Annotated in this window: 10 protein-coding genes and 1 pseudogene; 10 read left to right on the plus strand and 1 reads right to left on the minus strand. The window is 72.8% G+C overall.

The window, feature by feature from the left end:
- The first annotated feature begins 218 nt into the window (after positions 1-218).
- The 10 genes and pseudogenes from ACWDN5_RS01335 to ACWDN5_RS01380 all read left to right on the plus strand — a co-directional run bounded on the left by ACWDN5_RS01335 (position 219) and on the right by ACWDN5_RS01380 (position 19,249).
- Positions 219-1,511 (plus strand): MFS transporter, encoded by a 1,293-nt coding sequence (locus ACWDN5_RS01335; RefSeq protein ID WP_449673816.1) that lies wholly within the window; start codon positions 219-221, stop codon positions 1,509-1,511.
- 91 nt (positions 1,512-1,602) lie between these two features.
- Positions 1,603-2,193 carry a YbaB/EbfC family nucleoid-associated protein gene (locus tag ACWDN5_RS01340; protein WP_449673817.1) on the plus strand — a complete coding sequence of 197 codons (591 nt, stop codon included), beginning with the start codon at positions 1,603-1,605 and terminating at the stop codon, positions 2,191-2,193.
- Positions 2,193-2,516: a WXG100 family type VII secretion target gene (locus tag ACWDN5_RS01345; RefSeq protein ID WP_449673818.1), complete on the plus strand. Its 324-nt coding sequence runs from the start codon at positions 2,193-2,195 to the stop codon at positions 2,514-2,516. The genes ACWDN5_RS01340 and ACWDN5_RS01345 overlap by 1 nt, the downstream gene beginning before the upstream one ends.
- A gap of 15 nt (positions 2,517-2,531) precedes the next feature.
- Positions 2,532-2,909: pseudogene (locus tag ACWDN5_RS01350) on the plus strand (WXG100 family type VII secretion target); the annotation flags it as partial.
- 2,667 nt (positions 2,910-5,576) lie between these two features.
- Positions 5,577-10,160 carry a toxin glutamine deamidase domain-containing protein gene (locus tag ACWDN5_RS01355; RefSeq protein ID WP_449673877.1) on the plus strand — a complete coding sequence of 1,528 codons (4,584 nt, stop codon included), beginning with the start codon at positions 5,577-5,579 and terminating at the stop codon, positions 10,158-10,160.
- Complete coding sequence (locus ACWDN5_RS01360; RefSeq protein ID WP_310968369.1) at positions 10,157-10,594, plus strand: hypothetical protein; 438 nt, start codon at positions 10,157-10,159, stop codon at positions 10,592-10,594. The genes ACWDN5_RS01355 and ACWDN5_RS01360 overlap by 4 nt, the downstream gene beginning before the upstream one ends.
- Positions 10,591-12,006, plus strand: coding sequence for a TNT domain-containing protein (locus tag ACWDN5_RS01365; RefSeq protein WP_449673819.1), 1,416 nt, complete (start codon positions 10,591-10,593; stop codon positions 12,004-12,006). Before ACWDN5_RS01360 ends, ACWDN5_RS01365 begins: the two co-directional genes overlap by 4 nt.
- Positions 12,007-14,250: an ADP-ribosylglycohydrolase family protein gene (locus ACWDN5_RS01370; protein WP_449673820.1), complete on the plus strand. Its 2,244-nt coding sequence runs from the start codon at positions 12,007-12,009 to the stop codon at positions 14,248-14,250.
- 16 nt (positions 14,251-14,266) lie between these two features.
- Positions 14,267-17,308 (plus strand): ADP-ribosylglycohydrolase family protein, encoded by a 3,042-nt coding sequence (locus tag ACWDN5_RS01375; RefSeq protein ID WP_449673821.1) that lies wholly within the window; start codon positions 14,267-14,269, stop codon positions 17,306-17,308.
- A gap of 33 nt (positions 17,309-17,341) precedes the next feature.
- Positions 17,342-19,249, plus strand: coding sequence for a glycohydrolase toxin TNT-related protein (locus ACWDN5_RS01380; protein WP_449673822.1), 1,908 nt, complete (start codon positions 17,342-17,344; stop codon positions 19,247-19,249).
- Here the strand turns inward: ACWDN5_RS01380 and ACWDN5_RS01385 are convergent.
- Positions 19,236-20,087: a class I SAM-dependent methyltransferase gene (locus tag ACWDN5_RS01385; RefSeq protein ID WP_310968364.1), complete on the minus strand. Its 852-nt coding sequence runs from the start codon at positions 20,085-20,087 to the stop codon at positions 19,236-19,238. The genes ACWDN5_RS01380 and ACWDN5_RS01385 overlap by 14 nt on opposite strands.
- Positions 20,088-20,090 lie beyond the last annotated feature (3 nt).

Genomic DNA, 20,090 nt, shown 5'->3' on the forward strand with positions numbered 1-20,090 from the left:
GGCGAATTACTTCGGCTCGGGAACAATCGCCCCACGAGCCCCGTTTGAAACATGTGGCCGGCGCACTCCGTGTCCCCCGGGCTCACTGAAGAACCGCCTTTGTGGAATACCGTCCGGCTGGAGCCACACTGCGCATAGCCGCCGAGAGGCGACCTCAGTGTGCCGGCCACCCAGATCTCTTGACCTGCGTCCCACGACCGGGCCTTAACCTTGACTCCGTGACGATCAGCGCCCGGACGGCGACCGCGCGAAGAGGCCCTCGGGAGCTGCTCAAGGACCCGGACTTCCGGCGTCTGCTCTTCACCCGCTTCGCCGCGAGCTGGGGCGACGGCGTCTTCCGCGCCGGCCTCGCGGGCGCTGTCCTCTTCAACCCCGAGCGTGCCGCCGACCCGCTGGCCATCGCGGGCGGGTTCGCCGCGCTGCTGCTGCCGTACTCGGTCGTCGGCCCGTTCGCCGGCGCGCTGCTGGACCGCTGGGACCGGCGGAAAGTCCTGATCTTCGCGAACCTCCTGCGCGGGCTGGCGATCGTCTGCGCGTCCGCCGCCGTCGGATTCGGCTTCGGCGGATTGGGCCTGTTTTCGCTGGCCCTGGCCGCGGAAGGCATCTCCCGCTTCATCGGTTCGGGGCTTTCGGCCTCCCTGCCGCACGTGGTGGAAGAAGAGAGTGTCGTGACGGCGAACGCCTTCGCGACGACCCTCGGTTCGGTGGTCGCCGTCATCGGCGGCGGCTGCGCGATCGGCTTGCGGGCGCTGTTCGGCAGCAACGACGTCGGCTCGGCGGAGACCACGGCGTTCGCGGTGCTCGGCACGCTGGTCTCGGCGCTGATCGCGCGTGGCTTCGCCCGCGGCGTGCTCGGCCCGACGGTGGTCGACGAGCCGACGAACCCGGTGCTCGCCGTCGCGCGCGGCCTGGCGGACGGTGCCCGGCACGCGTGGCGCGCGCCCAGTGTCACCGCCGGGTTCATCGCGCTGTTCGCGCACCGGGCGTCGTTCGGGGTGTCGCTGCTGGTCACCGTGCTGCTGATGCGCAATTACTTCACCGACCACGGCGTCTTCCGCGCCGGCCTGCCCGGGCTCGGGCAGATGGCGGTGCTCGCCGGAGCCGGGCTGCTGCTGGCCGGGCTGCTGACCGCGCGGCTCATCCGCCGGTTCGGGCGGCTGCGCGCGGTGCTCGGGTCGCTGCTGCTGGCGGCGATCGCCCAGTCCGCGCTGGGCCTGCCGATGCTGCTGCCGCTCGCGCTGGCCGCGTCGTTCGTGATCACCGGCGCGGGGCAGGTGCTCAAGCTCTGCGTCGATTCGTCGATCCAGCTCGACGTCGCGGACGAAGCCCGCGGCCGGGTGTTCGCGCTGTACGACACGCTGTTCAACATCACCCAGGTCGCGGCGGTTTCCCTGGGCGCACTGGTGGTGCCGGACGACGGCCGTTCGCCGGGCCTGCTCATCGCCGCGACGGTCTGCTACCTCGTCGGCGGAGCGGGGTACACGCTCGCCCGGCGGCGTGCGATTCGCTGACGCAAACACCCGAACCGGTCACGAGGACTGCTCCATTGGCATTAGGGTGACGGCAAGTCATTAGTAGGTTCGAGGGACACCGGGGGCACCTGTGACCACCGCGGGCGACGACCGTGCGCAGCTCGAAGCACGCAATGCCGCGATGAAGGACCGGATGGACACCCTCCTGGAGAACTTCGAGCGGCAGACCGCGCAGCTGCGCGACGCCCAGGCCGCGGCCGCCGAAACCACCGCCCAGGTGAGTTCCCCCGACGGGCTGGTCCGCGCCACCATCGACGCCGGCGGCAGCCTCGCGAAACTCGAATTCGCCCCGAACACCTTCGAGCGCACGACGCCCGCGCAGCTCGCGAACACCGTCCAGTCGCTGGTGCGGCAGGGATCGTTGCAGGTCAAGCAGAAGATCGCGGACCTGATGGCGCCGATCACCGAGGGGCTGCCCGACCTGTCCGACCTGGTCGAGGGTGCGCCTTCGCTGGCCGGGCTGGTGCCGCCGATCCCGGACTTCCTGGACGAGGAACCGCCGCCCGCCCCGCGGCCCGAGTCGTTCGAAGACGGCGGCTCGATCCTGCGCAACGAGCAGGCGCCGCCGATGCCGGCCGCGAAACCCGCTCCCAAGCGCGTCCGCCCCCCGCGTGACGACGACGAGGAGCCACCGTCGTCCTGGATGACGAGGGGCGACTGATGCCGGACGGGGGTTCCGGGTTCACCGCGGAGCCGGACGCGGTCGTCCGCGCGTCGAACGGCCTGGTGACGGCGGCCGACGCGCTCGACAACGCGGCGAAGGCGCTGCAGTCCGCGCTCGCCGCGCAGGGCGAATGCTGGGGCGGCGACGAGTCCGGCAAGGAGTTCGCCAAGGACTACGTGCCGGGCGCGCAGGGCGCCGTCGAAGGCTTCACCAACCTCGTCGCGGGCTTGCGGGGGATGCAGCAGAACGTCGCCAAGTCGATGAAGGCCCTTTCGGGGGCCGACGAAGACGTGACGTCCCAGCTCGGCAAGGGGCAATGACGCGTGGGTATGGAGATGCCCGACGCGGTCAAGTGGCTGCTGCCGATCGTCGTCGGGGAGAGCTGGCCCGAAGGCGACGAGACGAAGCTGCGCGCGCTGCGGGACGCTTGGCACACGGCGTCGTCGGCGATCGGGCCGGTGTCCGAGACGGGCAACCAGGCGGCGTCCGGCATCCGCGACAACTGGACGGGTGACGGCGCCGACGCGTTCGCGGAGCAGTGGAAGAAGTTCGTCGAGGGCGACGAGGCCTACTTCAAGCAGCTGGCCGACGCGGCGAAGGCCCTGGGCGATTCGTGTGACCAGACGGCGTTGGACGTCGAATACACGAAGTACATGATCATCATTTCCCTGATCGTCCTGGCGGCCCAGATCGCGGCGATGATCGCGGCGGCGGCGGTGACGTTCGGCGGCTCGACGGCGGGGATCGCGCCGGCCCAGATCGCGACCCGGATGACCGTGCAGATGCTGTTCCGGCAGCTGCTCGAGAAGCTGGCGCAGCAGGGGTTCAAGCAGGTCGCGAAGGAGCTGCTGGAGAAGCTGCTCAAGCAGGGTCTCAAGAAGATCGGGATGGAGATCCTCAAGAACGAGGCGATCAACCTCGGCATGGACGCGGGCATCCAGGGCCTGCAGATGGCGAAGGGTGACCGCAAGGACTGGGACTGGTCGAAGACGTCGGACGCGGCGATCTCGGGAGCGGTCGGCGGCGTCGTGGGAGCGGCATCGGGATCGATCGGCCGCGGGGCGACGGAGGGGCTTTCGCACAGCGCGGGCGGCCAGGTCGCGGACGCGGCCATGCGGGCCGGGGCGCGGGGCGCGGTCGAGGGCGTGGCGCAGACCGTCGGCCAGGCGGCGGTGACCGGGGATCTGGGGTCGTTGACGCCCGAGCAGCTGCTGATGGGCGCTTCGAGCGGGGCTGTCGGGGGCGCCGTCGGGGGCGCGAAGGAGCAGCTGCACTCGGTTCACGAGGCGAACATTCCGCGGGCGGACGCGGATGGGGACTCGGGTGGGGCCGGTGGGTCGGAGTCTCGGTCAGGTTCGGAGCCTGAGTCTCGGTCGGGTTCGGAGTCTGAGTCTCGGGGCGAGTCTTCGTCGGAGCCTGAGTCGCGTCGTGAGAGCGCCTCCGAGCCGGAGTCGCGAGGTGAGGAGCCTCGGCAGGATGCTTCCTCGGCGCCGGAAACGCGTCGGGAAGCCTCTGCCGAACCCGAGACGCGCAGCGAGCAACCACGCCACGAGGCGGCATCCGCGCCGGAGTCGCGAGGTGAAGAACCTCGCCACGAAAGTTCCTCGGAATCCCCCGCGGAACGCGAGCAACCACGCCACGAGACGGCATCGGAACCACGCGTCGACGAACCTCGGCGTGAGGCACCGCCGTCGTCGCCGGAAGCGCGGACGGCGGCCGAGCCGGAGGTCCGGCGGGAGCCCGACCCGCCGCAGCGCGCGGAGAGTCAGCCGGCCGCGTCGCCGCCGGTCGCCGAGCACCGCGCACCGGAGGCGTCCCGGCCGAGCGTGGACCAGCAGCCGGATCACCGCGAGGCACCGGCCCCGAGCCACCCATCGCCGGCAGGCACGTCACCCCAGGGCGGCTACGGAATGGCCCAGCCGGGCTTCGCCCCGGAGCCGGGCCGCCAGAGCGGCGGACGTCCCCAGGACAACGTCGGAGCGGCCGGCTTCACCGGCGGCCCGAGCCAGCCGTTCGCGGCGGATGGGGGGTCGTTCCCGAACGGACCGTCGCCGCAGCAGGCACCCCCACCGGCCGGTTTCACGCCCCCACCGCCGGGCGGGTTGCCGAACGGCGGCGGAGTGGGCGGCCCTGGTCCCCGGCCATCCGGGACGCCGGCCGGCGACCAACCGCGACGGGTTCCGCCGCCGGACCCCCGCCGGATGCTGCAGGGCGGCCAGCCGCCGAGTGGGTATCGCCCAGGGGGCCAGCCCCCGCAAGGCGGCCGGCCGCAACTCGGTGGCCAGCCGCAGCACGGTGGGCAGCCGGGCGGCCAGCCGCCGCACGGCCCGCAACCGGGTGGCCAGCCCCAGCACGGTACGCAGCCGGGCGGGCAACCGCCGCACGGCGGGCAGACCGCTCAACCGCGGCACGGGGCACAGGCGGGTGCCCCGCTCCGGCACGGTGGGCCGCCGATGCCATCCGGCGCTCAGCCGCTCCACGGTACGCAGCCGGGTGGGCAACCCCCGTTCAACGGGCAGGCACCTCGGCACGGCGCGCCGCCGGCTCACCCCGGTGGACAGCCGCAGCACGGGAGGCAGCCGGGCGGTCAGCCGCCGCACGGTGGGCAGCCTGGTGGGCAATCGCCGGTCGGGGGGCCGGCGAGTCAGCCCGGTGCACAGCCGCCGCACGGGGCACAGCCTGGTGGGCAGCCGTTGCCCGGCGGGCCGGCGACTCAACCCGGTGCACAGCCACTTCAGGGGGCACAGCCCGGTGGGCAGCCGCTTGGTGGGCGGGCGACTCAGCCCGGTGCGCAGCCAATTCATGGGGCGCACCCTGGTGGGCAGCCGACGCTCGGCGGGCCGGTGGGTCAGCCCGGTGCACAGCCGCCGCACGGGGGTCAGCGCGGCGGGCAATCGCCGCTTGGTGGGCCGGCGGGTCAAGGCGGTGGGTCGCCGCTTCATGGGGGGCAGGGCGGTTTGCCGCCGCATTCGGGTTCGCCTGGTTCTCAGGGTGGGCCGCCTTCCTTGCCGGCTGGGGGGCGTCCGATTCATGGGGGCGGGCAGGGGCCGCAGGGTGGGGTGCCTCCTCAGGATCCGCGGCGGGTGCCGCCTCAGGGTGGGCAGCGGCCGGCTGGGTATCCGCATCAGCCTCGGGGTCCGCAGGGGCCCGGGCCGCACCCGGGTGGGCGGCCGCCGATGCCGCCGCCGCCGGGACGGCCGCCGCATGATCCTCGGCTGGGGCCGGTTCGGCCTGCTGGGCCGCCTCAGGTTCCGCCTCCTCGGTTCGGGCCGCCGCCGGAGCACCTGGCGCCGCCTCGGGGGCCGTTCGAACCGCCGCGGACGGGGGAGCAGCCGCGGCCGGCCGAGCACACGCCGCAGCCGGTGGGCGAGCAGTCGCCGGTGCGGGAGAGGCCGGTCGCCGAACGGCCGGATTCGCGTACGCCTGCGCCCGCCGAGCAGACGCAGCCCGGCACGCCTGGCGACCAGCGGACGCCCGCTGACGGTCGGCCCGCGGACGGAAGCTCGCCCACGGCCGAGCGCGAGCCTGCCCGGGAACGCCCCGCCGAGCAGCCCGCCGACGAGCGGACGGACCAGCACGCACCCGGGCAGGAGCGCGCCGACGAACGGGCACCGGCCGCCGAACAGCGGACGGCCGGGGACGAACGACCCGCCGACGAAAGCTCGTCCACGGCCGAGCACGGCACGACCGCCCAAGAACGGCCGATCGACGACACTGCCGCCGGGCACGAGCGGTCGGCAGAGCAGGCCTCCGACGAACCGCACGCGCCCGGGCAGGACCACGCAGGCGAACCACAGGACGCAGGAGCTCACGAGCGGCCCACCGAGCAAGCCACCGCCGAGGGCGCCGAGCCGGTGACCTCCGGCCAAGAACCGTCCGCAGCTCACGACTACGGCCTGGACGAGCCCTATCTCACCGATCCTCGATTCCACACCGACGATCCCGCCGGAATCAGGCGGATCGAGGACACCTTCATGGACTCCGCGCACCACAGCCGGGTCGATGGCGAGTGGCGGCACGAACAGGTCCGGCGGGAGGCGCTCGCCAAGCGGGACCTCGCCCATCCCGGCATGTCCGATGCCGGGGCCGTTGCCGTGCACGCCTACACCCGGTACGAGATGGTCGGCCCGCTCAACCACGCCCTCCGGATGGGCGGGCCCGAGCTTCCGCACCTCGCCCCGCAGGCCGCCGCGCTGGTCTCCGGGCTGAACGAGCTTCCGCCGCACGAAGGGGTCGTTTCGCGGCGGGTCGACTTCAAGGGCGATCTCTCGCGGCTGCAAGCCTTCCTCGCCCGGTTCCACGACGGTGCGCACATCACCGAACCGTCGTTCCTCAGCTCCTCGAAGGTCGACGCGCAGCACCCGCGCAGCAAGTTCCCCGGCGAAGTCGAGATGCGGATCCAGTCCAAGACCGGGCGGGACGTCGAGGACCTGGCCAGCATCAAGGACGAGCACGAAGTCCTCTTCAAGGCCGGGACGCAGTTCAAGATCACCGGCATCGAAGAAGGCCCCGGGCACCCCAACGCCAACCCGCGTCAGCCCGGCGAGCCGCACTACATCGTGCACGCCGAAGAGGTCGCGCCCGGGGAGCCGGGACACCTCGGTGAGGCCGATGCCCGCGAGGCCATCGAGCAGCGCCGGGCCGAGGAACGCGCCGACGAAGCACGCCGGCAGCGCGAAGCCGACGAAGAGCTCGAGCAGTTCTACGCCGAGCACCCCGAATACAAACCGAGCGGTGATCTGGCCAGCAAGCTCAACGCCTTCGACCCCCCGGGTGCCGAGCCGCTGCCCGAACGGCGGCCGCCGGCCACCGGGAAGCCGGAAGGGGGGTGGGCGCAGCTCGCCGAACCGCTCACTCCGGGCGGTCAGCCCGTGCTGCACGCCGGGTCCGTCGAGACACCGCAGCAGCACGCTCGCCTCGTGCGGGACGCCGTTCCCGAGCTCGGTGCGGTCAACACCCGCAACCACTACAGCCCGGACGGCCTCGAGAACGGTTACCGGACCAACGCCGCCGAATCGATGGCCGCTTTCGACCGGCGGATGAACGGCGAGGACGTCGTGGCCGGGCCGGCTCGGCAGCAGGGCCTGGGCGAACAGCTCGGCGGACCGTGGGACAGCCGCGGCAGCTTCGACGACGTCGCCCGTGACCTCGGCGAACGTCCCGTCGGCGCGCGGACTGCCGTGGCCTTCGAGCTGCCGAACGGGGAGTCGCGGCTCATCGCCGGCGTGCACACCGAGCACGGGGTGCTCTTCGCCGATCCCGTCACCGGGCGGCTCGCCGAACTGCCGCACGACGCCACCGGGATCCATACCCTGCCGCTCGGCGGCGCGGACGCTCCGCCGCACCACGTCGTCGAAAGCGCGCCGATCAGCGACCGGCTCAACCCGCCGTCCGAACGCGTCGTGCACGACGAGGGCTACCTCTTCGACCGCGAGCACCGCGGCACCCCGGCCGACCACGACAGCATCCGCCGGGCGGTCGGCGACGAGGACATCTACCAGCAGGTCCACGACCGCGCGCTGGCCCGCCGGGACGCCGCCGGGCTGCCGGTCACCGACGAGGGTGCCGTCGCGCTGCACGGCTACACCCGCGGCGAGTACGCCTACGACGTCAACGAGGCCCTGCGCCGCGGGCCCGGCCACCCCGGCTTCGACCTCGCGCAGCAGAACACGCGCGCGATCATGGACGGCCTCAACCAGATCGCGCCCGAGTCCGGCGAGACCATCCGCGCCTACGACGTCGGCGGCGATCCGCATCTCGCGGACATGGTCGCCAAGCCGTACGAGCCGGGCTCGGTGATCGTCGAGCCCGCGTTCTCCAGCGCGTCGATCAAGACCGACGAGTTCTCGACGTCGAAGTTCGGCGACGACATCGAGCTGCACGTCCGGTCGGACAACCTGCGCGACATCTCGAAGCTCGCCGAGAACCCGGGCGAGCGCGAATCGCTGTCGCCGCCCGGGACGCAGCTCCTGGTGCACGAGAAGCGGCTGGAGATCGGGCCGGACGGCCGCCGCAAGTGGGTCATCGTGGCCGAGGAGATCGGGCCCGGCCACCCGCGCTACCTCGAACCCGAGGCGGCGCGCGAGAAGATGGCCGAGCGCCGCGCCGAGAACGACCACAACGCGGCCGAGTTCCAGCGCCGCAAGCAGGCCGCGATCATGGAACGGCTCGGCGGCCTCGGCGAGCCGGAGCACGTCACGCCGCAGCCGGAGCACCAGTCGGTCCACGACGTCCAGGACGCTCCCGCGGCACCGCCGCCGCCCCCGGTGTCGGTGCACGACTACTCGCGGCTGGCCCGCGCCACCAACCCGCCCGCCGAACCCGCCATCCACGCCGGCGGGACGACGCCGTCCGAGCGTGCGGCCTACGTCCACGACCGCCACCCGCACCTGCGCGACGTCAACCCGGGCTTCCACCAGCCGGGAGCCTTCGAAAACGGCTACCTGACGAACTGCACGCGGGGTCCCGAGGCGTACATGGACCGGCAGCGCGGCGGCGACATGACGGCCGAGCCGATCCTGCCGCACGAAATGGGCAGCCGCGGCACGCTCGAACACCTCGAGGGCCGGTTCGGGGAGACGTTCTCCGAGCGCGGCGGCTACGACGACGTCATCCGCGAGATGCGGGACAAGCCGCTGGACCACCACGCCGTGGTCGCGGTGAAGTACCCGGGCCCGAACGGCGTCGAGTACGGGCACGTGGCGATGGTCGTGCACACCCGCGAAGGGGTCGCGTTCATCGACCCGCAGTCCGGCGACCTGATGCACCTGCCGCAGCCCGCGACCAGCGTCAAGCTGATGCACATCGGCACGCCGGACGAGGTGCACGCCCAAACCGAGCACAGTCAGACCGAGCACGAGGCGCACGGAGGCTACGGGGCCGCGGAGCCGGTGGGCGCGGACCGCTTCCTCGGCCGCGAAGACCTCCAGGCCGCGCTGGCCCACCCGGACCTGGCGAACGCGCACGTCGAAGCCAAGGACGAGCTCGGCCGCGCCCACGACCTCGGCCCGCTCAAGGACTACCTCGAAGCGCAGCTGCCGAACCGGCCCGAGCTGGTCCGGCTGCTGAGCGACGAGGCCAACGCCTACATCGCCGACTCGCTGGCCAAGCGGCCGCTCGCGCTGGGCAACCTGCTCGCGCACGACGAGGCCGTGCGGATCTTCGAGGACTCCCTGCGGGACGTCCACGAGCAGCGCGAGCACGGCACGCTCCCGGAGGAGATCCCCGCGGAACCCCAGCACCTCGAGCTGGGCGAGACCGAGCGGCGGGTGTCCGGGGAAGCGACCGCGGACAACGCCCGGTACGAGGACGCCGACCGCCGTCAGCCGCCCTACCCGCGGGAACACCTCGGCAACGCGACGGAGTTCAAGAAGTACCTGGACGGTGTCTACGAACGCGCGGAGGTCGCGATGGCGAAGCTGCGCGAGGTCGTGCCGGAGATCGCGGCCGAGACCGAAGGCGAGCCGGACCTGCGCAAGACGCTCAAGGGCCGGGGCCGCGCCGAGGACAAGATCGAGTCCAACTACGGCGGCGACCCGTCGCGGCTGACCGACATCGCCGGTGGCATCGTCCGCTTCGACCGGATCGAGATGCTCTACGCCGCCCTGGAGAAGATCCGGGCGCGCGACGACATCGAGATCGTCGAGTTCGAGGACCGGTTCGTGAAACCGCAGCCCGCCGGGTACAGCGACCTGCAGATGAAGGTCCGGATCGACGGGCACGTCGCCGAGTTCCGGTTGCACCTCAAGGCGGTCGACGCCGTCTCCGCCTACGACCACGCGCTCTACGAGGTCCGCCGGGACATCAAGGCCCGGGCCGTCGACGAAGGCCCCGGACCCGACCCCGAGACCGGGAAGAAGCGGCCGCGGCCGTACACCGTGGAAGAGCAGGCCCTGATCAACGCCCTGCTGAAGCGGGAGCGGGAGAAGTTCTGGGAAGCGCTGAACAAGAGGCCCGAGCAATGACGATCGAGACGCCGGCGTACTTCCGGCACCACGACAGCCCGTACCGGCTCGACAAGACGGCCGACGGCGGGCTGGCCGGCTCCATCCTGAGCCTGCGGACCGGGCGGTTCGTCGAGGACAACGACAAGATCGACGACGTCCTGTTCGCGCAGGCCGGGGACATCGGGACGCTGACCGAGCAGCAGTTCGTCATCCGCACCGAAGACCTGCGACGGGACTACCTCCGCGGCGGGGGACCGATTTTCGCCCTCTACGACACGATCAGCGCCATGCACTCGGTGGCCCGCGAGGAGGGGCGACCGCTCAGCCGCGAGGAGGCCGCGCTCAAGGTTTCGCTGTACCGCCGTACTTTCCGGATGTGGGAGGACGAGTTCGCGCGTCTCGACGCCGGCGAGCCGCCGACCTTCGGCTACACCTCGACGTTGGCGCAATGATTCACGTGGAACATCGACTTTCAGCAGACGAGCAGCGCACTCTCCTGGTGCGCCTGGGAAAGCTCGTGCGCGAGCACCGCGTCAACGCCGAGGTGCCCGCCGTCGCCGACTTCCGGCAGGTCGGGAAGCACACCGAGACCGCGGGCCACAACACGGCGGTACCGGACGAGCTGGCCGGCATCTTCACCGAGCTGCGGGCCGGGATGTACACCGAAGGCCGCGGCACCTGGCTGCAGGCGCGGTTCGCCTTGAACCCCGACGGCAGCTTCGACTTCGACTTCGCGCTCGACGACGATCCGGTGTGGACCGGGGCACCCGAGCCGGCCGCCTGGCCGGAGGAGCTCGCCGCGTTCCCGCGGGCCGACGAGCACATCCCGGACTGGTGGCGGCTGCGCGCGCAGCTGCCGCTGGGCGTGGTGTTCCGGCACGCCGACGTCGGCGGCCCGGACGTCGAGCGGCCGCCGCTGACCGACACCGAGGTCCCGCTCGTGCTCCAGTACCTCGAACGCGAGGCCGTCGTGCACGAGACCGAGGACGAGCGCTTCCACACCGACGGCACCTGGATCTGGTCCGACGCCGTTCCGCTCCTGCTCGCGAAGCACGGCGTGCCGCCGGAGCCCGACCTCGTCGCGCACATCCGCCGGCACCACTTCCAGCCGCCGTACGTCGAGCCGCTGGTCCGGCGGACGGCCGAGGCGGACCTGCTGGGCAAGCCGCGGCCGAAGCCGGGCCGCGCCGACGTGAAGAAGACCGCCGGGGACGTCGTCGCCGAGCTGGAGACCACGCCGCACCCGCAGCTCGACGACGAAGAGCTGCTGACCGTGCTGGTGCAGCGGCTCGGCGAACACGGGGTGTGGCCGGAGGCGTACCGGGTCGGCGAGCGCGCCGACGGCGCCTGGTGCCTCAACTACACGCCCGACGGCTGGGAGGTCGCCGCGTACGCCGGCGGGAAGCCTCGCGAACCGAAGTACTTCGCCCGGCTCGAGTACGCCGCGCAGCAACTGCTGGGCGCGTTGCTGCTGCACCCCGCCCGGATGACCGCCGGGCACGAAACGCCGCTGGAAACCGCGAAGGAGCTCGACGACTGGCCGGTGCACCCGGCGCCGGGTGAGCCTCCCCTCACCCTGCTCCGCAACAAGCGCATCACCAGGCTGGTGGCGGGTACGGTCGTTCTGCGGTTCGGCGAGGAACCGGGCAATCTCGTTCACCACGGCGAGGTACGGTTCGCCACGACGTCGCTGCCGCTCGAACGCGAGCGGGTGCGGCGGAGCTACCGGCTCAGACGCCCCCTGCACGTGATCACCGGCATCACGGTCCCGTGGGCGAACCTGCCGGGTGGCGCGGTGGCCTTCGTGCTGCCGAAGACGATCGCCGAGCACGAGTCCGACGGAAGCCTGGAGAGGATCGAGTAGGTGGAAGCGGCGGAAGCGATTGCCAAGGTCGGCCAGTGGCTGCGCGCGGTGCACGGCCCGGACGTCTCCGGCCCCGCCGGGCTGCGGGTGGACACCGAGAAGGTGCTGCGCATCCCCGAGGGCTGGTCGGTGCCCTACAACACCATCGCGTTCCTCGACGAGGGCCGGCCGGAGAAGGAGATCTTCCCGCCGCCGTCGGTCGTCGTCCGCGAACCGGACGGCGAGCTGCGCCAAGCGCACCCGCACCCGGGCGGGCTGTCCGTGCCGGTGGCGTTCCCCGGCCAGGAGAACTGGCGCGAGGTCGTCGACCCCGAGTACGTCAAGGCCGGGCTCGGTGAGCTGGGCGTGCCACTGCAGGCCGTCGCGGGCTGGGTGAAGGTCGACGCCGACGGCAACCAGACCGGCGAGGAGCGCGAGAACCCCGAGTACAAGGCCGGGCCGATCCGCCGCGGCTACCCGAAGCCGGAGAACACCCTGGAGACGCTGCTGTCGTTCGGCAGCGTCGGCTGGCTGACCCGGGAACTGCTGCTCATCGGGCTGATCCGGTGCGAGGTGTACGTCCCGCTCGACCTGGAGACCGGCAAGACCGACCGGTTCTACTTCGCCGAAGAGCGCAACGAGCTCAAGGTGTTCAGCTCGACCCGGCACCTGCCCTCGCGCGAGCACGGCTGGTGGAAGGTCGACGTCGCCACGCTCGCCGAGTTCGAGCACCCGCCGAACCTGGTCATCAACGGCGGTCCGACGACCATCGAGGACGTCTCCAGCGGCGAGCTCGCGGAGATCGTCCAGCGGTTCCCGCGCCACGAGCCGCGCATCGACGTGCACGGCCGCTGCCCGGAGGCCGAGGAGGACCTCATCCGGGTCGCCACCGAAACCGCGTCCCGGATGGGCCTGCCGGATCCGGTGAAACCGCCGCTCCTGGCGGCCGAGAAGGCCCGCCGGCGCGGCTTCGAGCTGACCGCCGAGGAGTGCGCGAAGACCGTGCTCGGCGAGTCCTGGCTGAAGCGGCTGAACATGCCGGAGCCGCCGCGCAGCAAGCCCAACGACCTGCGCGCGAACGGCCTGGCCCCGGCGTACGACAACGCCGGCCGCACGGTCCCGCGGCTCGACACGTTCGGCAAGTACTTCGAGCGCGACCTCGACGGCTTCCGCTACGGCTGGCAGCGCGTCACGGGCGCGTACGTCGGCTTCGCGCTCGGCGAGGCCCTCGGCGCGGCCGTCGACCGGATGATGCTGCACGACATCCACGCGAAGTTCGGCATCGAGGGCGTCACCGACCTGATCCCGGCGTACGACCAGCCCGGCCGGATCGGCTCGCTGACGCAGCGGCTGCTCTTCTACACCGAGGCCGTCATCCGCAGCCCGCACCGCGAGCAGCCGGAATCCCGCGAAGCCGAGCAGCTCTTCCCGGACGTCGTCCGCGGGGCGCTGCAGCGCTGGCTGCGCACCCAGGGCGCGCCGATGGACGCCATCGACGGATGGCTCGTGCAGGTCCCGGACCTGCACGCCCGGCGTGACATCGACGACGCCGAGCTCAACGCCTACCACCAGCTCGCGACCGGGGCGGCCGGGGCGCCGCCGATGAGCGGCCCGGCCGCGCTGATCCCCGCGTTGCCCGCCGCGCTGACGATGGCCGGCCCCGGCAGCGGGCTCAGCGGCGGAGCGCGGCAGGCGGTGCGCGAGCTGGCCGGCGTCACCCACCCCGACGAGCAGGACCTGACCGCCGCGACCTACCTGACCTGGCTGTTCGAGCACGCGCTGACCAAGGAGGCGTTCAGCTTCCCGATCTGGAACACCAGCCGCGAGGTGCTCAACCCGGACAACCAGTTCCAGCAGGGCCCGGAGTGGACGGCGATCAAGGACCTGGTCGCCGAGTCGGTGCCGTTCTTCGGCGAGCACGGGCTACCCGACCTGCGGATGCCCGAGCTGATCGGCGACGGCAAGACGACGCTGTCGGTGCTCGGACGCGCCTTCGCCGCGTTGTCGGGCTTCGAGAACTACCCGGAGCAGGCGCTGCTTCGCGCGGTCAACCACTCCGGCCGCAGCGCGCTCACCGGGGCGATCGCCGGGGCGCTGCTCGGGGCGCGCACCGGGATCCCCGGGCTGCCGCAGAAGTGGGTCGACCAGCTGGAGCTGCGGTACCTGGTCGAGAACGTCGCTTCGGACGCCTACTGGCACTTCGACCGGCACTCGGCGCTCAGCGCGCTCGGCGACGTCTGGATCGAGCGGTACCCGCGGCATTAGCGCGAGGATGGGGAGAATGGACGAAGAGGAAGCCGTCGCCCGCGCGCGGGAGTGGCTGCGCACGCAGCCCGGCGGCGACCGGCTGCGGATCCGGCCGGAGTTCACCGCGCGCCGCCCGGACGGCTGGCGCTTCACGGTCAACACGGCCGGCTACCTGGACGGCACCGACATCGGCGCGGGCCTGTTCCCCGGCCCGGTGGTCGTGGTGCCGGACGAGGGCGAGATCGGGTACGACCGGGCGGCGATGGCGAGCACGCCCGCCGAGGCCGAGTGGCGGCCGGACGTCGACCCCGAGTTCGACGAGAAGGCGTTCCCCGAACTGGACCTCCCGGTGCGGGCCGTCCGCGGCTGGACCAGGGCGAACGGTGAGTACCGGAGCAACGAGCAGTACACCGCCGGCCCGGTGTGGCGGGGCTTCCCGGCTCCGGCGACCGACGCCGGGAAGCTGCTGAACTACCTGGCCGCGAACTGGATCACCCGCGCCGAATTCGTCCGCGCTCTGCTGGAGTGCGAGGTGCTCGTGCCGTTGCTCGACAACGGCGAGCCGCTGGTGCGGCCGGTCCCGGGCAAGGACGAGCGCGAAGTCATCGCCTACAGCTCGTCGGCGAAGGTGCCCGGGCGGTACCCGCGCCGGTGGCGGGTCCTGGTCCGGGAGCTGCCGGCGGGGTCGGGACTGACGCTCGACCCTGGCACCGGCCTGGTCCGCAGCCTCACCGCCGCCGAACTGGGCACGACCGGCGAGCGCCGGCCCATCGTGGCCGAGCCCGCGCCGGAAGCCGGGCCCGAGGTCGCCGCGGCGCTGCCCGCGCTGGTCGCGGAGTTCGGCGTCGAGCCGCCCGACCTGCCGGCCCGGCACCTGCGGTACGCCCTGGACCACGCCCGCGACCAGCACTTCGAGCTGACGCCGGAGGAGTGCGTCCGGTACCTGCGCGGGTTCGCCTGGCAGTACCGCAACGGCGTCCGCCGCCGGGCCGGTCAGGAGCCGGAATGGCCCGCCGACCTGGGCGCGAACGGTCTGATCGCGCACGTGGACGAAGACGCCCGGCCGCGGCCGGTGCCGTGGACGTTCGGCAAGTTCTCCGCCTTCGGGACGCCGCCCGACCGCTTCGCGTGGCACCGGATCGTCGGCGCGTACGTCGGCTTCGCGATCGGTGACGCTCTCGGCGGCGGCGCGGACCCGGTGAGCTCCCTGCCGCTGGGCGGCCTGACGCGGCACCTGCTGTTCCACACCGACATCGTGCTGCGCGGCCTGCCGCCGGTGCCGACCGGCGAAGTCCCGGCGACCCTGCCCGAACCGGACCCGGTCGGCTGGCTCGCCGTCGCGACCCGGCACGCCGGCCCCGCGCCCGCCGAGTTCTCCGCGCTGCTGGCCACGGCGCTGGCCGCGACGCCGGCCGGGGCGGTGGCGTTGGCCGACGTCGACGGCGAGCGGTACGCGAAGGACGTCGCCCGCGAACTGACCGGCAGCGCGGCCGGCGCCGAGGTCACCGAGGGCGTCGAGCTGCTCATTTCCCTGTTCCAGAGCCTGCTGACGCGGGAGCCGTTCGCGCTGCCGGTGCACGTCCGCCTGCACGAGGTGGGCGGCGACCTGGCGGCTTCGACGCTGGCGCTGCGCGCGGACCGTGACGCCGACGACGTGACGCAGCTGGAGTCCATCGGCGACGGCCGGAGCGTCCGGTCGGTGCTCGGCCGCGCGCTGTTCGCCGCGGCGAAGCGCGGGTACGACCCCGAGGCCGCGATCCGGCTCGCCGCGCGGTCCGGGCCGGTGGCGGGCGCGATCACCGGTGCGCTGGTCGGCGCCCGGGTCGGCGTGCCCGGCCTGCCGTGGGTGCCGTCGCTGCCCGACCTCGGCCTGCTCGAAGACGTGGCCAGTGACGTCTTCTGGTACTTCAACCGCAACGGCCTCCGGACGGAGACCGCCGAGCACGCACGCTGGGAGCGCCGGTACCCGAGCGGCCGGTTCACCCCGGAACCGGAGGGACCGGACTTGCGATCGCGACTGCGGGGCAGCCTGCTGGCCGGGGCGATCGGCGACGCGCTGGGCGCGAAGACGGAGTTCGACTCGATCGACCGGATCCGCGAGATCGCCGGACCGGACGGCATCACCGACTTCATCCCCGCGTACGGCGGCGTCGGCCGGATCACCGACGACACGCAGATGACGCTCTTCACGCTCGAAGCGCTGATCCGGGCCCACGCCCAGCAGCGGAAGACCGGGTCCGCGGACGTCGTCCACTCGCTGCAGATGGCCTACCAGCGCTGGCTGCACACCCAGGGCGTCACGTGGGACCGCGCTCGCGGACCGCAGTCGGCGGTCGAGGCGGCCGACGGCTGGCTGATCACCCACCAGGACCTGTTCAGCCGGCGTGCACCGGGGCTGACCTGCTTCGGCGAGCTGGAGGCGTACGGCCGCTCGGGCGTCCGGGGCACCATCGACCGGCCGGTCAACAACTCGAAGGGCTGCGGCGGGGTGATGCGCGCTGCGCCGATCGCGCTGTGGTCGGACGACCTCGCCGAGGTGTTCCGGCTCGGCGCCGAAAGCGCGGCGCTGACCCACGGTCACCCGAGCGGGTATTTGTCGTCCGGGTGCTTCGCGGTGCTCATGCACGAGCTCCTGCACGGAAAGCCGCTGCTCGACGCGGTCGCGACCGCGCGCGCGGAGCTCGTGAAGCACCCGGGGCACGAGGAGCAGAGCGCGGCGCTCGACGCGGCCTTGGCGATGGAGGGCCCGCCGACGCCGGAGAAGCTCGAACGGCTCGGGCAGGGCAACGTCGGCGAGACGGCGTTGTCGATGTCGGTGTACGTCGCACGGGTCACCTCGGACGCCGACTCGGCGTTGCTCGCGGCGGTCAACCACAGCGGCGACAGCGACTCGACCGGTTCGGTCTGCGGCAACCTCGTCGGCGCGATGTACGGCGAGGAAGCCCTGCGGAAAAGCTGGCTCGACCGGCTGGAACTCCGCGAAGTCATCGTCGGCCTGGCGGACGACGCGCTCACCGAGTTCGGCCCGGATGCGCCGGGCGACGACCGGTGGTTCGCTCGGTACCCGGTCGACTAGATTCTTGGTTCACGGGGGACGGGGAGGACAAACGTGCGTTACCGGGTTGAAGTGGCCGAACGCCCGGACGGCCTGTATGCGACGTGGGGCGAGGGGACCTACCGCGCGCAGCGGTCGACCACGGACGGCACGGTGCTGCTGTCCGTCTTGCCGGAGGAAGAGGCGCCGGAGGGCTTCGACAAGGAGTTCGAGGGCCGTCCGGCGAAGGTCGTCCCGGCGAGCGAGGTGCCGTCGACGTTCACGCTGCGGACCTTCGCCGAGTACGACGGCGAGGTCTTCGAGGTCGCGCCGGGCGACCGGCCGGAGCTGACCCTGCGCTGGGTGCGTGACGACGCCGCGCGGGCGGCCCAGCTGGGCCTGACCGACTTCTCGGTCACCGTGCCGGCCAAGCAGGTCACCGCGCTGTGGCAGACGCGGCTGGACTTCACCGAGACGCCGGAGGCCCGTCCGCAGCCGGGCACCGGCGACCAGAACGCGCTGCTGCGCGCCATAGGCCGGACGCTGCTGCACACCGTGCCCGGCGGCTGGGCGCGCGTCGGCGCGCAGTTCCGGCAGGTCGGGGACTACGCCGAGATCGAGGTCCGCGCGGTCGGCGACGAGGACGGCCCGGTGTCGGTCTCGCTGCCCGCGGTGCCCCGGCTCGGCGGGCTCTTCGCGCGGCTGCGGGCGGCGATGTTCCAGGCCGAGGCGGGCACCTGGTTCCAGGGCACCTTCACCCTCGACGCGCAGTCGCAGTTCGACTTCGACTTCGACGCCGACCGCGAGCCGGACTGGCGGGTGCCGCCCAACGACGGCGGCCGTCCGTCGACCGCCGCCTACGAGCTGGAACTGGCGACCTTCCCGCGCACGCCGAAGCACATGCCGGCCTGGCTGACGGCGAAGGCCGGGCTGCCGCTGGACGTCGTGTTCCGGAACGCCCGGGTCGCCGATTCGCACGTCGAGGGCGAGCGCCCGGTGGTCAACCGGCCGCCGGTGCCGCCGGACCAGGTCCGCGGCCTGCTCGACTACCTGTTCCGGGCGCCGGTCGCCCTGCACCGGCCCACCCCGCTGCCGGACATCTTCGGCAGCCCCGGGGCGAAGCCGGACGTGCCGAACGCGTTCCACACCGACGGCACCTGGATCTGGCCCGCCGCCGTGCCGCACTACCTGCGCAAGTACGGCGTGCCGCCGGAGCCGGAGCTGGTCGAGCACGTGCGCGCAGTGGGATTTCGGCCGCCGTTCGTCGGGGAGCTCGTCCGCGCGACGGCCGAGGCGGAGGTCCTCGGCCAGCCGCGGCCGCCGCAGACGGCCGCCGACCTGCCGGACGAGCGCGCGCTGACCCGCGTGGCCCGCGGCGAGCCGGTCCGGAACCTGAAGGGCGCGGAGACCCTGGAGCTGCTCCAGCAGCGGCTCGCCGAGCACGGCGTGCCCGCCGCGGCCTACCGGATCGGCGCGAACGAGATCCCCGCCGAGGGCGTCTGGACGCTGCGCCGCGCCGAGAACGGCTGGGAGGTCTCGCGGCCGCCGTCCGACGAGCCGGTGGCGTTCGGCTCGCTCGGCGACGCCGCCCGGTTCCTCCTCGGCGTGCTGCTGATGCTGCCGCCGCGGCCGGCGGAGGAGTCCGACCAGCCCGCCGACTGGCCGATCCTGCCGATGCGCGGCGAGCCGCCGTTGAACTTCTACCGCGGCAAGCGCCTGCTCACGCTGCCGCCGGGCACCACGGTCGTCCGGTACGGCAACGAGACCGGCAACCTGGTGCACGCCGACGGCTCGCGGTTCGTCGAGACGGCGCTGGCGTTCGAACGCGAACGCGAGAAGCGGCGCTACCGGGTGCAGCGCGCGATCCGGGTGCTGACCGGCGTGACGGCGCCGTGGGGCGGGCTGCCGGGCGGTGCGGTCGCCTACCTGCTGCCGCGGCCGCTCGCCCAGCACGTCGAAACGGGCTCGCTCAGCAGGCAGTGATCAGGACGGCGGGCGACCACCAGTAGTCGGCGAGCGGGGTGACGTCGACCTCGGTGAAGCCCGCCGTCGTCAGCTGCTCGGCCCAGACCGCGGCCGGGTGCTCCCAGTTCGTCCGCTGCTGCCCGGAGACGATCCCGAGCAGCACCGGCAGCAGGAAGCCCTGGGCGACGAGCGTGGCGTCTTCGCCGTACTCGGCGACACCCCGCTCGTAGCGCTCGACGAGCGACCGGAGGTGCTCCGGCGAGCCTTCCTCGAACTCGGGGACGTCGAACTCGGCCAGCACCAGCGTGCCGGTGCGCGGCTGCAGCGCCCGCAGCACCTCGGCGCGCTGCTCCGGCTCGATGGACTGCAGCGCGAACGTCGACTGGACGAAGTCCCAGCCGAGGTCGTCGCGGGCCAGGAAGTCCTGGGCGGTCGACTGCCAGCACTGGGCCGAGGGCACCCGTTCGTGGACGCCTTCGAGCAACGCGGCCGACGGCTCGACCAGGTCGATCCGGGGCGGGAGGTGCGAGGCCTGCTCCAGCGCGGGCACCACGGCGAGGCCGTCACCGCAGCCCAGGTCGAGCAGCGATTCCGGTTTGGCGCTGTCGTACCGGGCGGCCAGCTCGGCGCTCAGGGCCCGGTACAGCTCGACGTTGCCGCCGCCGCGGATGAACGCCGTGAACGCGCTGGGCTGGTCGTACACCGGCGCCGAGCCGTCACCGGCCAGGTAGGTCCGCAGTTCGTCCGCCAGCGTGGAGCCTTCCCGCCCGGCTTGGGCGGCCAGTTCGGCGGCCTGGTCGCGGTCGCCGGAGCGGTGGGCGGCGAGAGCGTCGGCGAGCAGCTCGATCGAGGTCATGGT

The organism is Amycolatopsis sp. NPDC003731 (assembly GCF_053586895.1).